This window comes from Ureibacillus sp. FSL K6-0786, from assembly GCF_037965165.1.
Lineage (GTDB): Bacteria > Bacillota > Bacilli > Bacillales_A > Planococcaceae > Ureibacillus > Ureibacillus thermosphaericus.
Window position 1 is genome coordinate 212,605 of sequence record NZ_CP150191.1, and the last position, 18,350, is coordinate 230,954.

General features: G+C 36.1%; 15 protein-coding genes and 1 riboswitch. Of the genes, 1 reads left to right on the plus strand and 14 read right to left on the minus strand.

The annotated features are described in order from the left end of the window. Positions 1–14 precede the first annotated feature (14 nt). On the minus strand, positions 15–1,586 hold the full coding sequence (locus tag NSQ18_RS01085; RefSeq protein WP_016839668.1) for an IS1182 family transposase: 1,572 nt from the start codon (positions 1,584–1,586) through the stop codon (positions 15–17). A gap of 845 nt (positions 1,587–2,431) precedes the next feature. Further along, positions 2,432–2,532: riboswitch (purine riboswitch) on the plus strand. A gap of 130 nt (positions 2,533–2,662) precedes the next feature. Between NSQ18_RS01085 and NSQ18_RS01090 the strand changes: the two genes are divergently transcribed. After that, positions 2,663–3,958, plus strand: a complete 1,296-nt coding sequence (locus NSQ18_RS01090; protein WP_339288655.1) for an NCS2 family permease — start codon at positions 2,663–2,665, stop codon at positions 3,956–3,958. Between the two features lie 310 nt (positions 3,959–4,268). On the opposite strand, the gene NSQ18_RS01095 is transcribed toward NSQ18_RS01090, so the two are convergent. The 13 genes from NSQ18_RS01095 to NSQ18_RS01155 form a co-directional block, all read right to left on the minus strand. Further along, entirely contained in the window at positions 4,269–4,949 is a 681-nt protein-coding gene (locus NSQ18_RS01095) for a diphthine--ammonia ligase (RefSeq protein ID WP_096550874.1), read from the minus strand. Positions 4,950–5,160: 211 nt separating this feature from the next. After that, a complete protein-coding gene (locus NSQ18_RS01100; protein ID WP_168412499.1) occupies positions 5,161–5,880 on the minus strand; it encodes an enoyl-CoA hydratase/isomerase family protein in 720 nt (239 codons plus the stop codon). Positions 5,881–5,960: 80 nt separating this feature from the next. Continuing rightward, entirely contained in the window at positions 5,961–6,554 is a 594-nt protein-coding gene (locus NSQ18_RS01105; protein WP_016839441.1) for a TetR/AcrR family transcriptional regulator, read from the minus strand. A gap of 230 nt (positions 6,555–6,784) precedes the next feature. Next, positions 6,785–8,371 (minus strand): FMN-binding glutamate synthase family protein, encoded by a 1,587-nt coding sequence (locus NSQ18_RS01110; protein WP_016839440.1) that lies wholly within the window; start codon positions 8,369–8,371, stop codon positions 6,785–6,787. Positions 8,372–8,869: 498 nt separating this feature from the next. Further along, positions 8,870–9,679: an NlpC/P60 family protein gene (locus NSQ18_RS01115; RefSeq protein WP_016839439.1), complete on the minus strand. Its 810-nt coding sequence runs from the start codon at positions 9,677–9,679 to the stop codon at positions 8,870–8,872. Between the two features lie 12 nt (positions 9,680–9,691). Then, positions 9,692–10,450 carry a serine hydrolase gene (locus tag NSQ18_RS01120; protein ID WP_016839438.1) on the minus strand — a complete coding sequence of 253 codons (759 nt, stop codon included), beginning with the start codon at positions 10,448–10,450 and terminating at the stop codon, positions 9,692–9,694. A gap of 12 nt (positions 10,451–10,462) precedes the next feature. Further along, the gene (locus tag NSQ18_RS01125; RefSeq protein WP_016839437.1) at positions 10,463–11,395 is read right to left on the minus strand and encodes an LD-carboxypeptidase; all 933 of its coding nucleotides are present in this window, start codon (positions 11,393–11,395) and stop codon (positions 10,463–10,465) included. After that, the gene (locus NSQ18_RS01130) at positions 11,392–12,339 is read right to left on the minus strand and encodes an ATP-binding cassette domain-containing protein (protein ID WP_016839436.1); all 948 of its coding nucleotides are present in this window, start codon (positions 12,337–12,339) and stop codon (positions 11,392–11,394) included. Before NSQ18_RS01130 ends, NSQ18_RS01125 begins: the two co-directional genes overlap by 4 nt. Then, positions 12,332–13,384 carry an ABC transporter ATP-binding protein gene (locus tag NSQ18_RS01135; protein ID WP_339288663.1) on the minus strand — a complete coding sequence of 351 codons (1,053 nt, stop codon included), beginning with the start codon at positions 13,382–13,384 and terminating at the stop codon, positions 12,332–12,334. The genes NSQ18_RS01130 and NSQ18_RS01135 overlap by 8 nt, the downstream gene beginning before the upstream one ends. An 11-nt stretch (positions 13,385–13,395) precedes the next feature. After that, positions 13,396–14,370: an ABC transporter permease gene (locus NSQ18_RS01140; RefSeq protein ID WP_016839434.1), complete on the minus strand. Its 975-nt coding sequence runs from the start codon at positions 14,368–14,370 to the stop codon at positions 13,396–13,398. Then, complete coding sequence (locus NSQ18_RS01145; protein WP_016839433.1) at positions 14,370–15,314, minus strand: ABC transporter permease; 945 nt, start codon at positions 15,312–15,314, stop codon at positions 14,370–14,372. Before NSQ18_RS01145 ends, NSQ18_RS01140 begins: the two co-directional genes overlap by 1 nt. Before the next feature lie 113 nt (positions 15,315–15,427). Beyond that, a complete protein-coding gene (locus NSQ18_RS01150; protein ID WP_339288666.1) occupies positions 15,428–17,251 on the minus strand; it encodes a peptide ABC transporter substrate-binding protein in 1,824 nt (607 codons plus the stop codon). A 20-nt stretch (positions 17,252–17,271) separates the two neighbouring features. Beyond that, positions 17,272–18,345, minus strand: a complete 1,074-nt coding sequence (locus NSQ18_RS01155; protein ID WP_339288668.1) for a dipeptide epimerase — start codon at positions 18,343–18,345, stop codon at positions 17,272–17,274. Between the last annotated feature and the right edge of the window lie 5 nt (positions 18,346–18,350).

Consider the following 18,350-nt stretch of genomic DNA (forward strand, 5'->3'; position numbering starts at 1 on the left):
AATTCATGAGGGTTTTACACCCCTCGTAGTGCATATTTTCTTAAATTTGTGGCCATTAGGGCAATTCCCATTTCAATTTTTACTTTGAATTTTCCTCGAACGGAAAATCGTGTGAATCCCAAAATAGCCTTCAGAAATCCAAAAACTGGTTCTACATCAATTTTACGTTGATGATAGATTTCGGCAGTTTCAGGCTCTGAAAGCTTTTGTTGTACATATGCTTTTTGTTGTTCCCATTTCAAATTTATACGCAATCTTCGATTCGTACTTTCTTTTGCTTTCGTACATAAATGACGGATTGGACAACCTGTACAATCTTCACACTCGTACACTTTAAATTGACGAACAAATCCAGAAGAATCCTTACGTGTCGAAACAAATTTAAATGAAAGAGTTTTTTGATTCGGACATATATAGGTATCATTTACTTCATCATATATCCAATTGCTTGGTTTAAATGGGTCATCCTTGTATTTTTTCTTCTGCTCTTTTTCATACATCCCATATTTAATCAAAGGTGTTCGTTCTCGTTTTATCATAATGTCATCATAATTCGGTTCACTACCATATCCAGCATCCGCAACTATATATTCTGGTAAATCAAAATACCGTTCTTCAATCGTATCCAAGAAAGGTGTCAATGTTTTCGTATCTGTTGGATTTGGAAATACATCATAAGCAAGTGTAAATTGATTTTCTGTTGCGATTTGGATATTGTAGCCTGCTTTTAATTGTCCATTTTTCATATAGTCATCTTTCATTCGCATAAATGTCGCATCGTGATCCGTTTTAGAATAGCTGTTACGGTTTTGTAGAATCTCCAAATCATTTTGATACTTTTCTTTGCGTGCAATCCAATCATTCACTTGCTTTAATATCTGTTTTGGTGTTTTCCTTTCACTACGTAGTCGTTTTCGTTCCACCGGATCTTCAGAAGCTTCAATTTTTGTAGAATAGTCATCGACTACTTTTTCAAGAGATGATGCTACTTCTTTTAGTTCTTCTACTGAAAGCTCTTCTTCATTTTCACGTTCAATTGCTGGTAAGACTTGTTCTTCAAGTAAACGGTCATAGACTTCATTTGATTTTTTAATTAAATTGGCATGATGCTTTTCGATCGACTTTTTCCATACAAATGTAAATTTATTTGCGTTCGCTTCAATCTTAGTACCATCAATAAAAACGGCTTTTTCATCTATTAATTTTTCTTCAATAAGTTGACAACGGAATTGTACAAAACATTGACGGATTAATTCTTGCATTTGGGGATGTACACGAAAACGATTAATGGTACGATAGCTTGGTTCATATCCTTGAGCTAGCCACATCATCCGAATGCTATCTTTTGTTAAATCTTCAATACGACGACCTGAAAAGACAGATTGCGTATAACCACACAAGATAATTTTTAACATCATTCGGGGATGATAGGATGGACAACCAGTTTCTTTATAAAACGGAGCGAAAGCTTCGTCTGGAATGCTTTCGACTAAATGATGAATATGGTAGGCAATATCATTTTCTTGTAATATAACTTCTAAATCTATAGGTAAAACTAATTGATTCATGTTATAATATTTAAACATAAAGAGGCTCCTTTCTAAGATTTTGTTGTGGTGACTTAATTTTATCAAAAGAGCCTCTTTTTTTGTTTATATAAATTTAAGAAAGTTAAGTTGTTCGACGTGGAGGCCGCGACTCCTGCGGGAACAGCACGAGCCTCAAGACCCCGCAGGTGCGAGGTACGAGTACCGAGGAGGCTTGAGCCGTGCCCGCGGAAAGCGTCGGCCGGAACGGAGAACAACGTTTTCCATAAAAAATCGTCACTTCATGAAAAATCATAAGTGACGATTTTTTATTAGCTAGGGTTTTGTCCCAAGCTCTTTTTTATTATTTGACTGAAATTCAAATTGGATTAAATGAAGAAATAGGCCAATGAGTAATAAATAAAAACTCCCTTTCACGATACTAATACCGTACCACATTGATAGATTGGAAACAAAACTAATTCCAAATAATATCAAACCCAAAATAAAAAGCAACGCAAACAGATTCATAAAATATTTCAACATGGTCCTATCCCCCTTGCTATCAACAATCGTGAATACCCTTTTGTATATTTTCCGTTCACAATTTAGACAAATTTTTTCTTAAAAAAATAATACCATACTTTTTATACTTCAAACATAATAATTGTATTTTATGAACTTTTTTTGTTTTATGTTTACACTTTTATTAAAATGACTTTCAATTCATCTTTTTAACTGCTCTCAAACTTTGTTCTCCTTATGCATGTTCCTATCCATGACTTTTCGTTTTATTATTCTTACTTTTTTCATTTTTTAAAATATTTTATATTAATTATTTATAAAAAATCATTCTAATTTATATTGACGATTCAAATGAAAGCTGTTATCATTTTTCTAAACTTTTTAATATAACATAAAAACCTTGTATAAATTCAAGAATACGGCTTGAATGTTTCTACCAGCTACCATAAATAGCTTGTCTACAAGGAATGAAAACTTATTATACATAATATTTTTATTCCATTTTGTAGAGAAACTTTGGCCTAATTGTCGCCAAAGTTTTTTTATTGGGGAAATCTATTAGCTGTAAACTTGTTTTCACATATTCTTTGATAAAACTAGGAGAGTACATCATGAGAAACTTTTTTAAATTTACAGAACGAAATACATCCTATAAGCAAGAAACATTAGCAGGGATTACGACTTTCTTATCCCTTGCCTATATTTTAATCGTTAATCCGCTTATTTTGAGCCAATCTGGGATGGATCAAGGAGCAGTATTCACAGCAACAGCTCTTACTGCCATCATTGGTACACTACTTATTGGGCTGCTTGCTAACTTTCCCATCGCCATAGCTCCCAGTATGGGATTGAATTCTTTCTTTACTTTTTCCGTATGTATTGGAATGGGGATTGACTGGAAAATTACACTAACTGGGGTTTTTGTTGCGGGCATTATTTTTACGTTATTAAGTTTAATGAAAGTTCGAGAAAAAATTATTACGATTATTCCATCAGATTTAAAATACGCCATCGCTTCCGGAATCGGGTTCTTCATCACGTTTATCGGTTTAAAAAATGGTGGTATTGTTATAAGCAATGAAGACACATTTGTTTCCATTGGAGATTTGACTTCACCGATGACTCTGCTTGCAATAGTTGGACTTACTGTCACAATTATTTTATTAGTGCGTGGAATCAATGGCGGCATATTCTATGGAATGTGTATAACAACCATTATAGGTATGATGTGTGGCTTAATTGAGGTTCCTTCATCATTCATTGGGAGTATCCCAAGTATTGAACCAACTTTTGGTGTCGTGTTTAATCACTTAGATGAAATATTTACACCTGAAATGTTGACAGTCATCTTTACCTTTTTAATTGTTGCCTTTTTTGATACGGCTGGTGCTTTAATTGGATTAACAAGCCAAGCTGGCATGGTCAAAGATGGTAAAATCCCGAATATAGGTAAAGGATTGCTTGCTGATTCTCTTGCCGGTGTATTTGGTGCTATTCTAGGAACTTCAACTCCTGCCACAAGTGTTGAATCGTCAGCTGGTATTGCTGTCGGAGGAAGAACGGGCTTTACATCTGTCGTCATTGCAGCGTGTTTCCTAGTTGCGTTGTTTTTCTCACCGCTTGTCAGTGTGATTTCGGCGGAAGTGACATCCGCTGCATTAATTATTGTCGGTGCCTTAATGGCAATGGAAATCCGTAAAATCAATTGGACAAAGTTAGAAATTGTAATTCCATCGTTTTTAACAATAATTATGATGCCACTTACGTCTAGCGTAGTTATTGGTATTGGATTAGGGTTTGTCCTTTATCCCATTTGTTTAATGGCTCAAAAACGTTTTAAAGAAGTTCATCCAATGATGTATTTACTTTGTATTCTATTTATTTTATATTTTGCGTTTTTCATCTAAGAAACACATTGATGAGTGATGTCAAAAGTAATAACCACTACATAGAATAGTCTAAAAAAATGCTGGTAGAAACCCTCCTCTGAATGAAAGTGCCTGTGAAATTTTTTACAGCGAAATTTCACAGGCAATTGTATTTTACACGCAATCCCATCATCGACACTTTATCTATTGTATTAAGAGTATTTTCGTTGTAGTCCTTCATGCTGATTACAATGAAAAACGGCTTTCAAAAGAACTTCTACACCATTTATTTTAAAAATATCAAAACCTTACATTTAGAGAGGCACTTCTAAATGTAAGGTTTTCATTATTACGCTTTTAATTTCAATGGCAAAAATGCATAATTTTCATGTGTAATAATGTCCAACGGTTGAACTTGAAGAGGGGCTGAAAATATTGGACCATCGATCACCGTTGTATGGAACTCGCCCCCTTCGCCGCAAGGATCAATAGATCTTTGCTGAAGCTCGTCCAAGAAGTCTCTAGTCAAGATTCTTCCTAAGTCTTCTATACGCATACCGAGTGATAAATTCACGGTTGTCACCATAGCTATAAAGCCTAAATCAATAAATTCTTCAACTAGCGAACGATGATTTTTAAGGTAAAGGGGCATGCTTAATGTGATCCCTACTTTATTTGTGACATCTGCGTGCCATGTTCCCTCATATGCTACGTCCACGTCTCCAGTCACGAGGACTTCCGCACCTTTTTTCTTCGCCTCTTGTAATAGCTCAATGAAATGTTGTTCATATGTTGTCCAGCTTGCTCCCCGTGAATAAATGGGATAACCAATAGCTTGAGCTTGCGCAGTTAAAAATTCAGGAGTCAGTCTGTGCGAGTGGGAATGTTCTTCTGTTTCATCCAGCATTGCAATTAGTCCAAGTGGTTCTGCTACTTGCTTCGCTTTATATAAAGCAAGCATACTATCCTTTCCCCCGCTAAAGGATGCGATAAATTTTTTATTTTTTACTCTTTCCAGCCAATCATTCACTATCGTTTCAGCCTTTCAATATATGTTTTTTCTTATTTATTATAAACCCTTTATAGACTCAGTGCTTCGAAAAACAAAAAACGAATTAAAGTGTAAAATAGCTCTACTTCTATAGTTACAATTTGCTATATAGAAACAAACAGTTTGAATTCGAAACTGGCTGTATAGAGAGCATTAATTTTAAATATCGCTCCCTTTTATTTTTGATTCATCATTTTTTCATAAGCTGTTTAAACAATACCTCTTTAAATGCTTGATCATGTTCAATTTTAAAGGCTCTTTCAAAACTTTCTTCCGCATGTTTTTTCATAAAACTTTTTGTAAATCGTAAAGTCTCAGCAGGAGATTCTAAAATTTGTTTAGCTATTTCAATACATTTATTTAATACTTGATCACTTTCCACAAGGTAATTAACTAATCCAATTTCATACGCTTTTTTTGCATCAATTATTCTTCCTGTAAAACAAATATCCTTCGCAATTCCTTCTCCAACTATCCAGCGAAGTGGAGTAAAAATAGGAGGAGCTCCAAATTTTATTTCGGGATGTGCAAAAGTTGCATCAACTGAACAGATCCTCAAATCACATAAAGTAGCTAAGTCAAATCCTCCGCCATACGCTAAACCATTAATCCCAGCAATTAATGGTTTAGGAAAATGCCAAACATCTCTATGATATTTAGCAGAAGATTCATATATTTCATCAAATAAAGTTTGGTCTGAGAACTCTTTCAAATCAAAACCACTTGAAAATGCATTCCCTGCACCCGTAATAATAACGACACCAATCTCATCACATTCTTTCCACTTATTTAGACATTCTGATACTTCTCTTCTTAACGTAATGTTAATAGCATTCTTTTTTAATGGTCGATTCAGGATAATAATCCCTATGCCATCTGCCCTTTTCTCCACTAAGATTTCTTTATACATATTCAATCCTCCTTCAGTTGTTTCTGATAGAAACCAATCGGTCTCTTTTTGTAAAAAATAAAAATTCTGCATAGCAGAGATTAGTTTACTAATGTCTGTAAATACTTCTCTAAATTTTCGCAAACAGTTAATAAATATTTTGAATCTTTATAAAGCTTGGTTAGTGCCAATCCTCCTTCCAACGAAGATATGAAAAAAATAGCTTGCTCTTTTGCAGATATTTCGGAATGAAAAGTTCCTTTTATTCTTCCAGATTCGATAATCTCAGTAATCATTTCTATTAGTCTAAGCATCGTTTTTTGTGCATGGGGTAGTATGTCGCTATCTTGTTGACAGTCCATCTCAATCGATGCATTGAAAATCGGACAACCACCTGCAATCGGAATATCATTTGCTAAATTTTTAAATACTTCAAAAAAAGTTTTTAATAAAGTCAATTCATCACTTTCTAACGTTGTTTTCTCTAAATAGAAATTTCTGACTTTTTTCACCGCAAAGTAGAAGGCTTCAATCATTAATTCATTTTTATCTTTAAAATGCCTATATATTCCCCCTTTTTTCAATCCGGTTTCATTCATAATATCTGACAATGATGTTTGGTAATACCCTTTTTCATTAAAGATTTGAGCAGATTTTTCAATGATTCGTTGTCGTGTTTTTTCACCTTTTCGCATCGTGATCTCCCGTTTTCATCATTAGTGTTGATAAATGAAGAAGCCTAGGTCAATTTGCTAATATAAGTAGATAAAAAATTTGTAATACATTCTAATTGTCAATATGCTTATTTTGTTAAATTTATAACTCCTAATGTTTTTTTAATGTTGAAAAAAAGAGGAATTATGTTCAACTATTGGAACATAATTTCCTCTTATTGATTTATAACCACGATTTTTTCTTGTATTCATCAACTTTTTAGTAATGATTGATACATCTCCTCTAATGAAATTACACGTCCTTTATCATCTTTATAAACAACATGTTCAGGTTTGAAATGGATTGGCGATTCAAGACCACAAGCAGCCGCAATACGGAAAAGTCCTTCCCTTAAGGTGATGACATAATTAGCCGTACGATATTTCTTTTCATCAACGACAAGAGCTTTTTGCAAATCAGGGTCTGTCGTTGCAACACCGACAGGACAAGCATTTGAATGGCATTTTAATGCTTGGATGCATCCTACAGTAATCATAAATCCACGTGCGATGTTGACAAGGTCCGCTCCCATGGCTAAGGCAATCGCAATCCGGTCTGCAGAGAACAGTTTGCCGGAAGCGATGATTTTCACCTGATTCCGTACACCGTAATTGATTAATGCACTGTGAACTAATGGCAAGGCGGATTTAATTGGCAATCCGACACTATCTGCTAACTCTTGGAAGGATGCACCTGTTCCACCTTCCCCACCATCAACCGTAATGAAATCGGGACCTTTTCCAGTCTCTTTTATCGCTTTTGCTAAAGCTTCTGATTCATCGGGGCTTCCAATAACTACCTTCATGCCAACGGGTTTTCCTGTTTTTTCTCGAATTTGTTCCATAAATTCAAATAATGAAGGGAAATCATTAAACTCTTTAAATCGGTTCGGACTATCGATTGCTTTAAACGGCTCCACCATACGAATTCTTGCAATTTCCTCTGTCACCTTTTCAGCGTCGATATGGCCACCTCGTGTTTTCGCACCTTGAGCTAATTTAATTTCGAATGCCTTAATCTGTGGAATCTGACTTTTTTCCAATAATGCATCCCAATTAAAATTCCCTTCTTTATCTCGCACACCAAACAAACCAGGGCCGATTTGCATAATGATATCGACATTACCTTTTAGATGATATTCTGAAAGCCCTCCTTCCCCAGTGTTCATCCATGTCCCTTTCGCTAATCCTAACCCCTCTGATAAGGCAGTAATGGCATGATCTCCTAAGGATCCATAACTCATAGCAGACATGCCGATTTGCCCTTTCACAATAAACGGATGTTTCGTTTTTTCTCCAATGACAATTGCATCTTCATCATGTAATAAAAATGCCTTTGAAACATGATCTTCAAATATTTCCTTTCTTTGGCCAAATAAAGGCTCTTTCACTAAGAGGTATCTTTTTGTCTTTACTTTTTCATCGTCCATTTTTAATTCTTCCGTTAACTTAGGAAACATGGAGTTGCGAATATAAAAACCGGGTTTTTCAAAATCTCGAAGTGAACCAAAACCAATTACATCCCGTTTATATTTTGCCGATTTGACAATAGTTTGATATTCGATACGTGAAAATGGCTTACCCTCAGTATCATTGTTAAATAAATATTGGCGCAATTCAGGACCAATCGTTTCAAATAAATAACGAGCTCTCCCAATTAGTGGATAATTGCGAAGTACAGGATGTTGCTTTTGCGTCCGGTCAATAAAATATAGATATAATCCAATCACGACAAGAATGAATAAAAGGAAGCCTATTAGTACCGAACCAATTACAATCAGCACATCTGCAAGATTCAATATGGATACCTCCAAACAATATTAATTGAAAAAAATCCCTATAGTTTAGATTTCTCAATCATATGGAAACTATTCAATTTTAGTTGCGAGAATTCCGATGATTTATTTTCTTCATTTCTGTCAGAAAGAATTTAGACTAAAAATCTGCTGCTTCTAGAATCTGATCCGCCAATAAAATCTATACATTAAACATTTGGAAAATATATCTATTTTACAAACTACTTAATAAATCGTTCCCTCAAATATTTAAATAATTGACAAAACTTTGCTTTTAATAGTCAAACTCCAAAAGATAATAGTCAATTGCTAGCACATATTAGTCATAATCTGTAAGATAATAGTCAAAGTAATGCTCTTAATAGCCAAACAAATAAAACCGTCCTTACTACAAAATCATGCAAAGTCAAACTATGAAAGATATAGCCAACCTTTACAATATTTCATCTCCAAAATTAAAGGGCAGTCTAAACAAAATTCTAGACTGCCACGAAAAACAACCTATCCAAATAAACTCCCCACTGCAGTAATAGAAGTCGCTAAATCTTTTCGATAGTTCGAATCCTTTTCATTTAAACTATTGATGCTTACCTCATTTCCTCCAAGCGAGGAGTGAACATACAGTCCATTCCCCATATACATGGCGATGTGTCCAGGGAAATAAAGCAAGTCGCCTTTTTGTATTTTTTCAAAGGGTATTTCCTTGATTGGGAAACCTTCTACAATTTGTGCATCTCGGTAAATATAAACACCATTCAACATGTATGCCATAGAACATAATCCAGAACAATCAATTCCCAGCGGCGATTTTCCTCCCCAACGATAAGGCGCCTTTAAATAGCTCAATGCAGTTTGAACAACATTTTCTCGAAACGCTTCCTCAGAATCCAATTCTACAATTCTTTCACGTATCCAATAAGAACGACTATAACCAATCTCGCCATTCACCAATTTTACTTTAACCCATTCTGGATTCAAACTCGAATCTTCCACTAATGAAATAGAAGATCCCTTCACTAATGTAGCGATTTTCGCGCTTTGAATTTTTGGTTCCGCTAAAATATCTGCGAAGTTTTGAATGATGACATGTTTTGCTTCTTTATCCCATTGCCCAGCTTTTCCTTCATTGATGAGCAATTTTTCTTTTAAACAATACCCCTTATATCGATAGGCGGTTTGAACATGTACCCAAGTGCCACAATCTTCGAGTATCTCAACAACCATGCCATATAATACTTCGTCAACACATTCAGAAGTAGAATACGGGTGTTTATGTAGGGGTACAATCATATCACTTGCAACTGCTTTCATAGGGTATCCCCCCTATTCGAAATAGTCATATACGATTTTGGAAATGCGGCCGATGAATCGCTTTCCGAATTCAAAATCATTTAATTCCGTTAGAAAAACTCCGATAAAATAGTCCATAGTTGGATGATAGACAATTCCTGCATCATGACAAACCGTATCCAAACTGCCTGTTTTATGGGCAATCCGGACGTCCGCTATATATCTCTTTAAGCGTTCATAGTCTCTTTGCTTGCACAAAATATCAATTGCTATTTTATTAAATTCGTCTATTAATAATTGTTGTTGATAAATCAATGAAAATAAATGTGCCATATCTCTCGCAGTCGTCACATTATCGTACCCAAGATTTATTTTTTCAAAATCCATCATTTTGCGTTCCAGGTTTGTATGAGCCAAACCGATTTTCTTAAAATAATGGTTCAACTTTTCAAAACCAAGTAAATCAATGAGTTCATTTGTTGCAGAATTATCGCTCGTAATAATCATCCATAATAGCAACTCATAGATGGTACAGGATGTTAAGTCTTGCTCCGTGATTACACTAAAATCCACTTTATTTTCTGGTGAAATTTCTACTACATCTGTTAAAGAAAATTGATTTTCTTGTACATAATGCAATACAGCTAATAAAATGGGAACTTTTATAATACTCGCACTTGGAAAGACTTCATCCATCTTTTCAGCAATCAGGTATTGATCCGTTTTCAAATCTTTCACAACAAGATGCACCTTACAATCTGCTTCATCTAGCAAGGTTCGGATTTGCTCCATCCTAATCGCCACCTACCCCATTACTTTTATCATTCTCAATTCGGTATTAAATGAAATCTTCTTGCCTAATGGCAGCGTCATCGTAGGCAGCACATGACCACATGTAATGTCCATTAAGATCGGTTTACCTGTCGGAACTAATATTTCTTCAAATATAGTGTGCAATCGTAAACTTTGTTCAGGCTTATCTGGATTTTGTGGACCACAATTTGTCCAAGCTCCCAGCAAAATGCCCACAGCATCATCCAGTTTACCTGCAAGTTTTAATTGTGTAAGCATTCGATCAACACTTCGCTCATATTCATCGATATCTTCTAAAAATAATATTTTTCCTTTCGTATCAATTTCATATGGAGTTCCTAATGATGAAGCCACCAATGTCAAATTGCCGCCAACCAATTCACCAGTCGCTTCACCTGGTACTAATACTTTCACGGGATTCCCAGGTGCATTTTCTAAAAAATAATCCGTGCGTTCTGTATCCATGACGCTTGTCAAAAACGAATTCCACGTATAATCGTCCATTTCATCTTTAATGAATTCCGTAGATGGCATAGGCGAATGGAATGTAACAAAATGACATAATTGGTTGAATACAATATGAAGCGCTGTGACGTCACTATACCCAGCAAAAACTTTTGGGTTTTCTTTAATCATCTCTAAATCCAACAATGGCAAAATTCTTTGGGCACCATATCCTCCGCGAATGCAAAAAATCCCATCAATTTCAGGATTGCGGAACATTTCATTGATTTCTTGTGCCCGTAAGTCATCTTTTCCAGCTAAATATCCATGCCTTTCTTTGCAAGTTTCGCCTACAACGACGTTAAAGCCAAGGTCTTCAATTGCTTTGATGGCTCTAGGCAACACTTCAGATGGAGTTGGACTGGACGCACTAACCAACCCAATCGTATCACCCTTTTTTAACGATTTTGGTATTCTCACATGCTAACCCCCATTCTTCTCGTTTCACGGTAACGGGCAATTTCTTCTTCGTTTGCCAATACAAAATGTCCCTTTTCTATTTCAATAAAAGAAGGCGGCATTGTTTCATAGTTATGCTGAGTAGGGTCATAGATTTCCACCTTTTTACTACGTTCTTTATACGGATTTGGTTCAGGCACAGCTGATATTAATGCACGGGTATAAGGGTGAATGGGATTGGAAAACAATTTTTCTGTTTCTGCCAATTCCACAATATTCCCCTTATAAATCACTGCCGTTCGATCTGTGAAAAAGCGAACAATGGATAAATCATGGGCAATGAATAAATAAGTTAAATTATTTTGTTGTTGTAGGTGTTTCATTAAATTCAATACTTGCGCACGGATGGAAACATCTAAAGCTGAGATTGGTTCATCTGCAATAATAAACTCTGGTTCCATCACTAAAGCACGAGCAATTCCAATTCGTTGACGCTGACCACCTGAGAATTCATGAGGAAACCTTGAGGCAAATTCCGGTAAAAGGCCAACTTGTAGCAAAGCATTTCTTATTTTCTCTTGTCGTTCTTTTTCACTGGAATAATTTTTAGTATTTATTAAGCCTTCACTAATGATATAGTCCACTTTTGCCCGTTCATTTAAAGAAGCCATTGGATCTTGGAAAATCATTTGAATTTTTTGTGTGATTTCACGATCCCAATCACGAGGGATTTTTCCATTGATTTTCCTTCCTTTAAATAATATCTCCCCACTTGTAACTTCATTAATGCGCATAATCGCACGGCCAATCGTTGTTTTTCCTGAACCAGATTCTCCTACTAATCCAAATGTCTCTCCTTTATAAATTTGAAAGCTGACATCTTTGATGGCTTCAAACTTTTTCTTACCTTTTCCAAAGGTCACATTTAAATTTTTCACTTCAAGTATTACTTCGCGATTAGCCATTTGCGTATTGTCTCCCTTCTTCAAAAAATTTTTTCAACACTTCGGGAGGCTCTACTTTTGGGGCATTGGGATGAAGCAGCCACGTTTTGGCATAATGGGTATCACTGACTTTAAAGTATGGAGGGCGTTCTACAAAATCAATTTTCAATGCATATGGATTACGCGGCGCAAATGCATCTCCTTTAACTTCATTAAATAAATTCGGCGGCGTTCCTTTAATGGAATAAAGTTCTTTCCCTTTTTCCCCTAATTGTGGTAGTGATGAAATTAATGCCCATGTATAAGGATGTTTTGCATTGAAAAAGATTTCATCCGTTTTCCCAAATTCGATAATGTCACCTGCATACATCACCGCAACGCGATCCGCTACTTTTGCTACAACCCCTAGGTCATGGGTAATATAAATCGTTGTCAATTGATATTTTTCTTGGAGATTTTTCAACAACTGCAAAATTTGCGCTTGAATCGTTACGTCAAGAGCTGTTGTTGGTTCATCACAAATTAATATTTTTGGATTACATGCAATCGCGATGGCAATCACAATCCGTTGACGCATACCACCTGAAAACTCATGAGGATATTGTTTGTAACGTCTTTCCGCATCTTTTATTCCAACATCCCGAATTATTTGAAGAACTTTTTCGTAGGCTGATTTTCCCTTTAGTCCTTGATGCAAAATGACCGCTTCCTCAATTTGCTTCCCAATCGTTTTTAACGGATTAAGAGAAGTCATAGGGTCTTGCGTCACCATCGCAATTTCTTTCCCTCGAATTTTCAACCAATCATTTTCCGTTTTAAATTGCGCTAAGTCATAATCTTCATACAAAATTTTCCCTTGATCAATATAACCGTTTTTATCCAATAGCCCTATGATCGATTTCATTAATACAGATTTTCCAGAACCTGATTCTCCTACGATGGCTAAACTCTCACCTTTATATAAATCTAAAGATATATCACGAATAGCCGTCAGTTCTCGTCCACGCAATGTAAACTTTATGACTAGATTTTCAATGGACAAGATTTTGTTCTTCTCATCTACCATTTGAATGCCTCCTATACGTGATTTTTCGGATCAGCCGCATCAGCGAATGAGTTACCTATAATATAGAAAGAAATCGTAATCACACTTAATACGATACTTGGGAATAGTAGCTGATATCTTAAATCTGGAGACATCATTAATACTCGACCTTCGTTAATTAAGTTGCCTAATGATGGCTCACTTACAGGCAACCCTAAACCTATATACGTTAAAAATACTTCGGCTCCAATTGCATAAGGAACAGCTAAACTCATTCGCAACATAATGATTGAAATTAAATATGGTAACAAGTTTTTTAAAATAATACGATAGCTTGGCGTTCCTAACGTTCTTGATGCCAAGTTATATTCACGGTCACGCAAGATGACAATTTGGTTGCGAATAAATCTTGCCATCTCAACCCAGCCAGTTATACACATTGCCACAATAATCGTAGTGATACTTGGTCGTAATATTAGAGACATTAAGATTAATACAATCGTCGTTGGTATATTTTCAATCACGTTATAAGCATGAGTGAGAGGTGCTTCTAATTTCCTTGAATACCCCCACAGAGCACCGATGGTAATCCCAATAATCGCCTCAACAATAGCTACGACCACACCAATAAATAACGATGTTCTTGTTCCTGCCCATATGCGAGACCATAAATCTTGTCCAATGGAGTTTGTACCAAACCAGAATTCCTCGTTTGGTGGGACATTGCGGGCTTGGTAGCCAGTTTCAGGATCCAGGTAGATTTCCGTTGGCGATTTTTGGTTAGGTAAATATGGCTGAATCAGAACAAATAAAACAATCGCAATAACTAAAATCAATAAACTTACTGCTACTTTATTTTTTAAAAAAGACTTCCAAGTAGAGCGCCAATAAGAATAATTCGAATAGCCGATTTTTTCTGCATTGTTTTCATCTGCTACCGCAAATTCAAATAATTGTTTACTAGATTTGTCCGTAATATTGCGTATTTCTTCAGAATATAAGCCCATCAGCGAACACTCTCCCCTTTGCCGAATTTGATGCGAGGATCAACAAGGGCCATTGCTACATCTCCTAAAAATAATCCAATGATCCCTAAAGATGAGAAGAGTAATACAAGAGCTTGAACGACTGGATTATCTTGACGCTGGATGGCGTCAACGAGCAACCCGCCCATTCCCGGTATGGAATATAAAGATTCAATATAAATGGAGCCAGTGATAGTTAGCAAGATGGTTGCTGGCAAATACTGAGCCAATGGAATAAAAGCATTTCGCATAACATGTCTAAACATGATGGTGCGTTCTTTTACACCTTTAGCCCGCGCTAGTTTAATATAATCTTTGTTTAATTCATCGACCATATAACGTCGCATCCACATGGCATAAGAAGCGATTGGCCCTAAAGACAGTGAAATTAATGGCAACACCCAAGTAATGGGCTTGTCTTCATTAAACAACATAGGTAAATTCAAGAAGTCCGTTATATATACTTGAATGAGCAAGTAATAGACCATGGAAGGAACTGCCACAATGAACACAATATAGCCCGTCCCAAGCCGATCTAACCATCTTCCTTTAAATTGAGCCATGAAAATTCCTAATGGAACGCCCACGATAATGGATAAGGCAACAGCTGCGACTCCAAATGCAAATGAATACACGATTTTATCTGCAATAATATCAATAACGGGTACATCCGTACGATATGTAATGGATTTGCCCAAATCGCCACGCAATAAATCTAAATAAAAGTTTCCTAGCTGAACGAGGATTGGATCACGCAATCCTAAATTCGTTAAATAGACTTCTTGTTGTTCGGGTGTCATTTTATCAGCAGCGGCACCTAAATAACCTTCTTCAGGCAATAAGCGTAATAAAAAAAACACGACTGTAATAATGACAAATAGTGTAACCACTGACTGTAACAGCCGTTTTACGATATATCCTAGCATGAGAACCCCCCTTGTTTACCTAAATAAGAGAAGAAAGGAGATGTAAGTTAGCCATCTCCTTCTTCAAAGATCGACTATGAATCTTTTCATTAATTGAATAAATTCATAGTGAATTATTGACTTGCTTTAGCTAGCGCTTCAGCACGCTCTTTCTCCCATTGCGCTTTCGCTTCTTTAAATTCTTCGTTGTTCATTGGTTTGTCTAGCAATTTTTGCCCTTTAAATTTCTCCATTGTTACCCCAAATGGTGAATATTGTGCATCAAATGGATTTAATTTAGATGCTACGTATCCAGTGCCACCTACTTTGTAAGGAACAACGAATGCTTCTTCGATTAAGAAAGCTTCTGCCTCGGCAAACAATTCATAGCGTTCTGCAAAATCAATTGCTGCTTTCGCTTTGTTTACCATATTTTCATAAATCGGTTGACCATTCGTATCAGTATATCCTTCAGCTAATTCTGGTTTGTTATATGTTCCACCTATTGTAAATGGATCTGTATAAGTGGATGGATCTGCATAGTCTGGACCCCAGTTCACTTCCATAAATGCAAACTTTCCTGGTCGCCGAACTTCTCCAAGGAATCCCGTTGAAGGGCCAGCATAAACAATAATGTCAATATAATCTTTGCCTAACAAATTTTCCATTTGTTGTTCAATAACTTGAGAGCGGTTTGCCCAGTCAGGCATTCCAGAGTTATATGGCATTAATACTTTAACAGGGAAAGTCGCTTTACCTTGAAGTTCTGCCATCGCTTTTTCTTTATATTCAAGCGCTAAGTCAGGGTTAAATGAATCATTATTTGTAAACTTCGCTAATGGTTCTAATTGTGTATAGTCAACACCATCTATATCAACAAAGTTTTTAGGCGTAATCGTATTGTTTAATAATGATTCAGGATTATATGGTTCGTCCGTCAACATAGCAGAAACTCGGTCAAGCGCATGGAATAATGATTTACGGAAGTTTTTGTTGTTTACTGCAATCTTCCAGTTTTCCGGTTCATATTCTGCATCAAATTGTGGATTAAAGTTTAATGCATAGAAATATGAATAGAAGTTGCTTCTACTTTGACGAATTAATTCTTTTTTCTCCGAATCTTTGAACCAATCATCTAAAATGGCAGTTGGAATTGCCGCTTCGTCCACTTCTCCACGTAAGAATAATTCTGGTGCAACAGTAGCTGCTTCTTTGTTATACTTATATTCGATTTTGTCAATTAACACATTTTCATGATCCCAATAAGTCGGATTTTTCGTTAATACACGTTTATTTTGAGGTTCAAACTCAGTTAAAATATAAGAACCATTGTATAAAAGGTTTTCTTTTGATGTACCAAAGCTGTCTCCCTTTTCAGCTAAAAACTCGCCATATACCGGGAAGAAACATACATAGTTCAACATGGAAAGAAAGTAAGGCGTTGGTCCCTCCAATGTATATTCAAGGGTATACTCATCTAAAGCTTTTACCCCAACTTGAGAAAAATCTGTAATTTCTCCTTCATAGAATGCATTGCCGTTCTTCACAACAGTTGCAATCCATGCAGTTGATGATTCATTTTTTGCATCGAGCACATAATGTAATCCATCTACAAAGTCTTTTGCTGTTACTTCAGCTACTTCATTACCTTCATGGTCTACCCATTTCACACCTTTTCGAAGTCTAAATGTCCATACTGAAGCATCTTCATTTGTTTCCCAAGATTCAGCTAAACCTGGTTGAACAATGCCGTATTTGTCATATTCAATTAATCCATCTACTAAGTTTGCAGCAACTGCAAATTCATTAGTTTCAGATGTTTTTAAATAGTTGAGCGTTTTTACTTCTCCGGAATATACTGTGCGAAATACAGATTCATCTTTTGTTTCTTCATCATCGCTACAAGCTGCTAGCATCATAGCGATACAAGCGAGCAAAAACAGTAAATACTTTTTCATAGAACCCCCCCATTTTTTCTCTAACTTTCTATTGAAAATCCTAACCCAGGATCCTCCGACATTCTAATCCATTGGCTTTCGAATGTTGGACCACCTGAAATAGGATCTTTCAAACATAGGCTTGGCCCATCTAAATCAACGAGCGTAATGTTCTTTTGTGACGCAGCAAAATGAGCCGCAGCACTTACGCTAATTTTTGTTTCCAACATACAACCAATCATGCACGCAATTCCATTTGCTTCTGCAATATGGGAAATTTTTTGTGCCTGATAAATACCACCCGTTTTCATCAGTTTAATATTGATACAATCACAAGCACGCATTTGAATAACCTTAAGTGCATCTTTTGCTGAAAAAACGCTTTCATCTGCTAAAATATTTGTTTCTGTATGAGCTGTTACATAGTGCATGCCTTCCAAATCAGCATAGTGAACAGGCTGTTCGACTAATTCGATGTTGACATTCGCATCCTCCAATTCACGAATTATTCTGACAGCTTGTTTTGGAGACCAGCCTTGGTTGGCGTCTACACGAATTTGAATGTCAGGTCCCACAGCCTTTCGGATAGCGATAACTCTTTCCGCATCTCTTTCAGGATCTTTCCCAACTTTCACTTTTAAAATTTGATAACCACGTTTCACTGCTTTCAAGCTGTCATTGACCATCGTTTGTGCATCATTAGCACTAATGGTAATATCCGTTACAAGCTCTTTACGATAACCCCCCAACACTTTGTATAAAGGAGCATTATAACGCTTTGCAAACAAATCATAAATAGCCATATCCACTGCGGCTTTTGCACTTGTATTTTTATATATGCATTGATCAAGGCGTTCCATAATGAGCGCAATTTCTTCGATTTCCATCCCGATTATTGCAGGTTTTATGTAACGCTCAATTGCGTGTACAATTGATTTTCTCGTTTCACCAGTAATGACAGCCGTTGGAGCTGCTTCCCCAATCCCAATTTCTCCCTCATCTGTATAAACGTAAACACCAATATTTTGAATCTTTTCGACTGTTCGAAGTGCCGTTTTAAAAGGTGTAATAAGGGGTGCTGCAACTTCGAAACACTTGATGTCTGTAATTTTCATGTTGG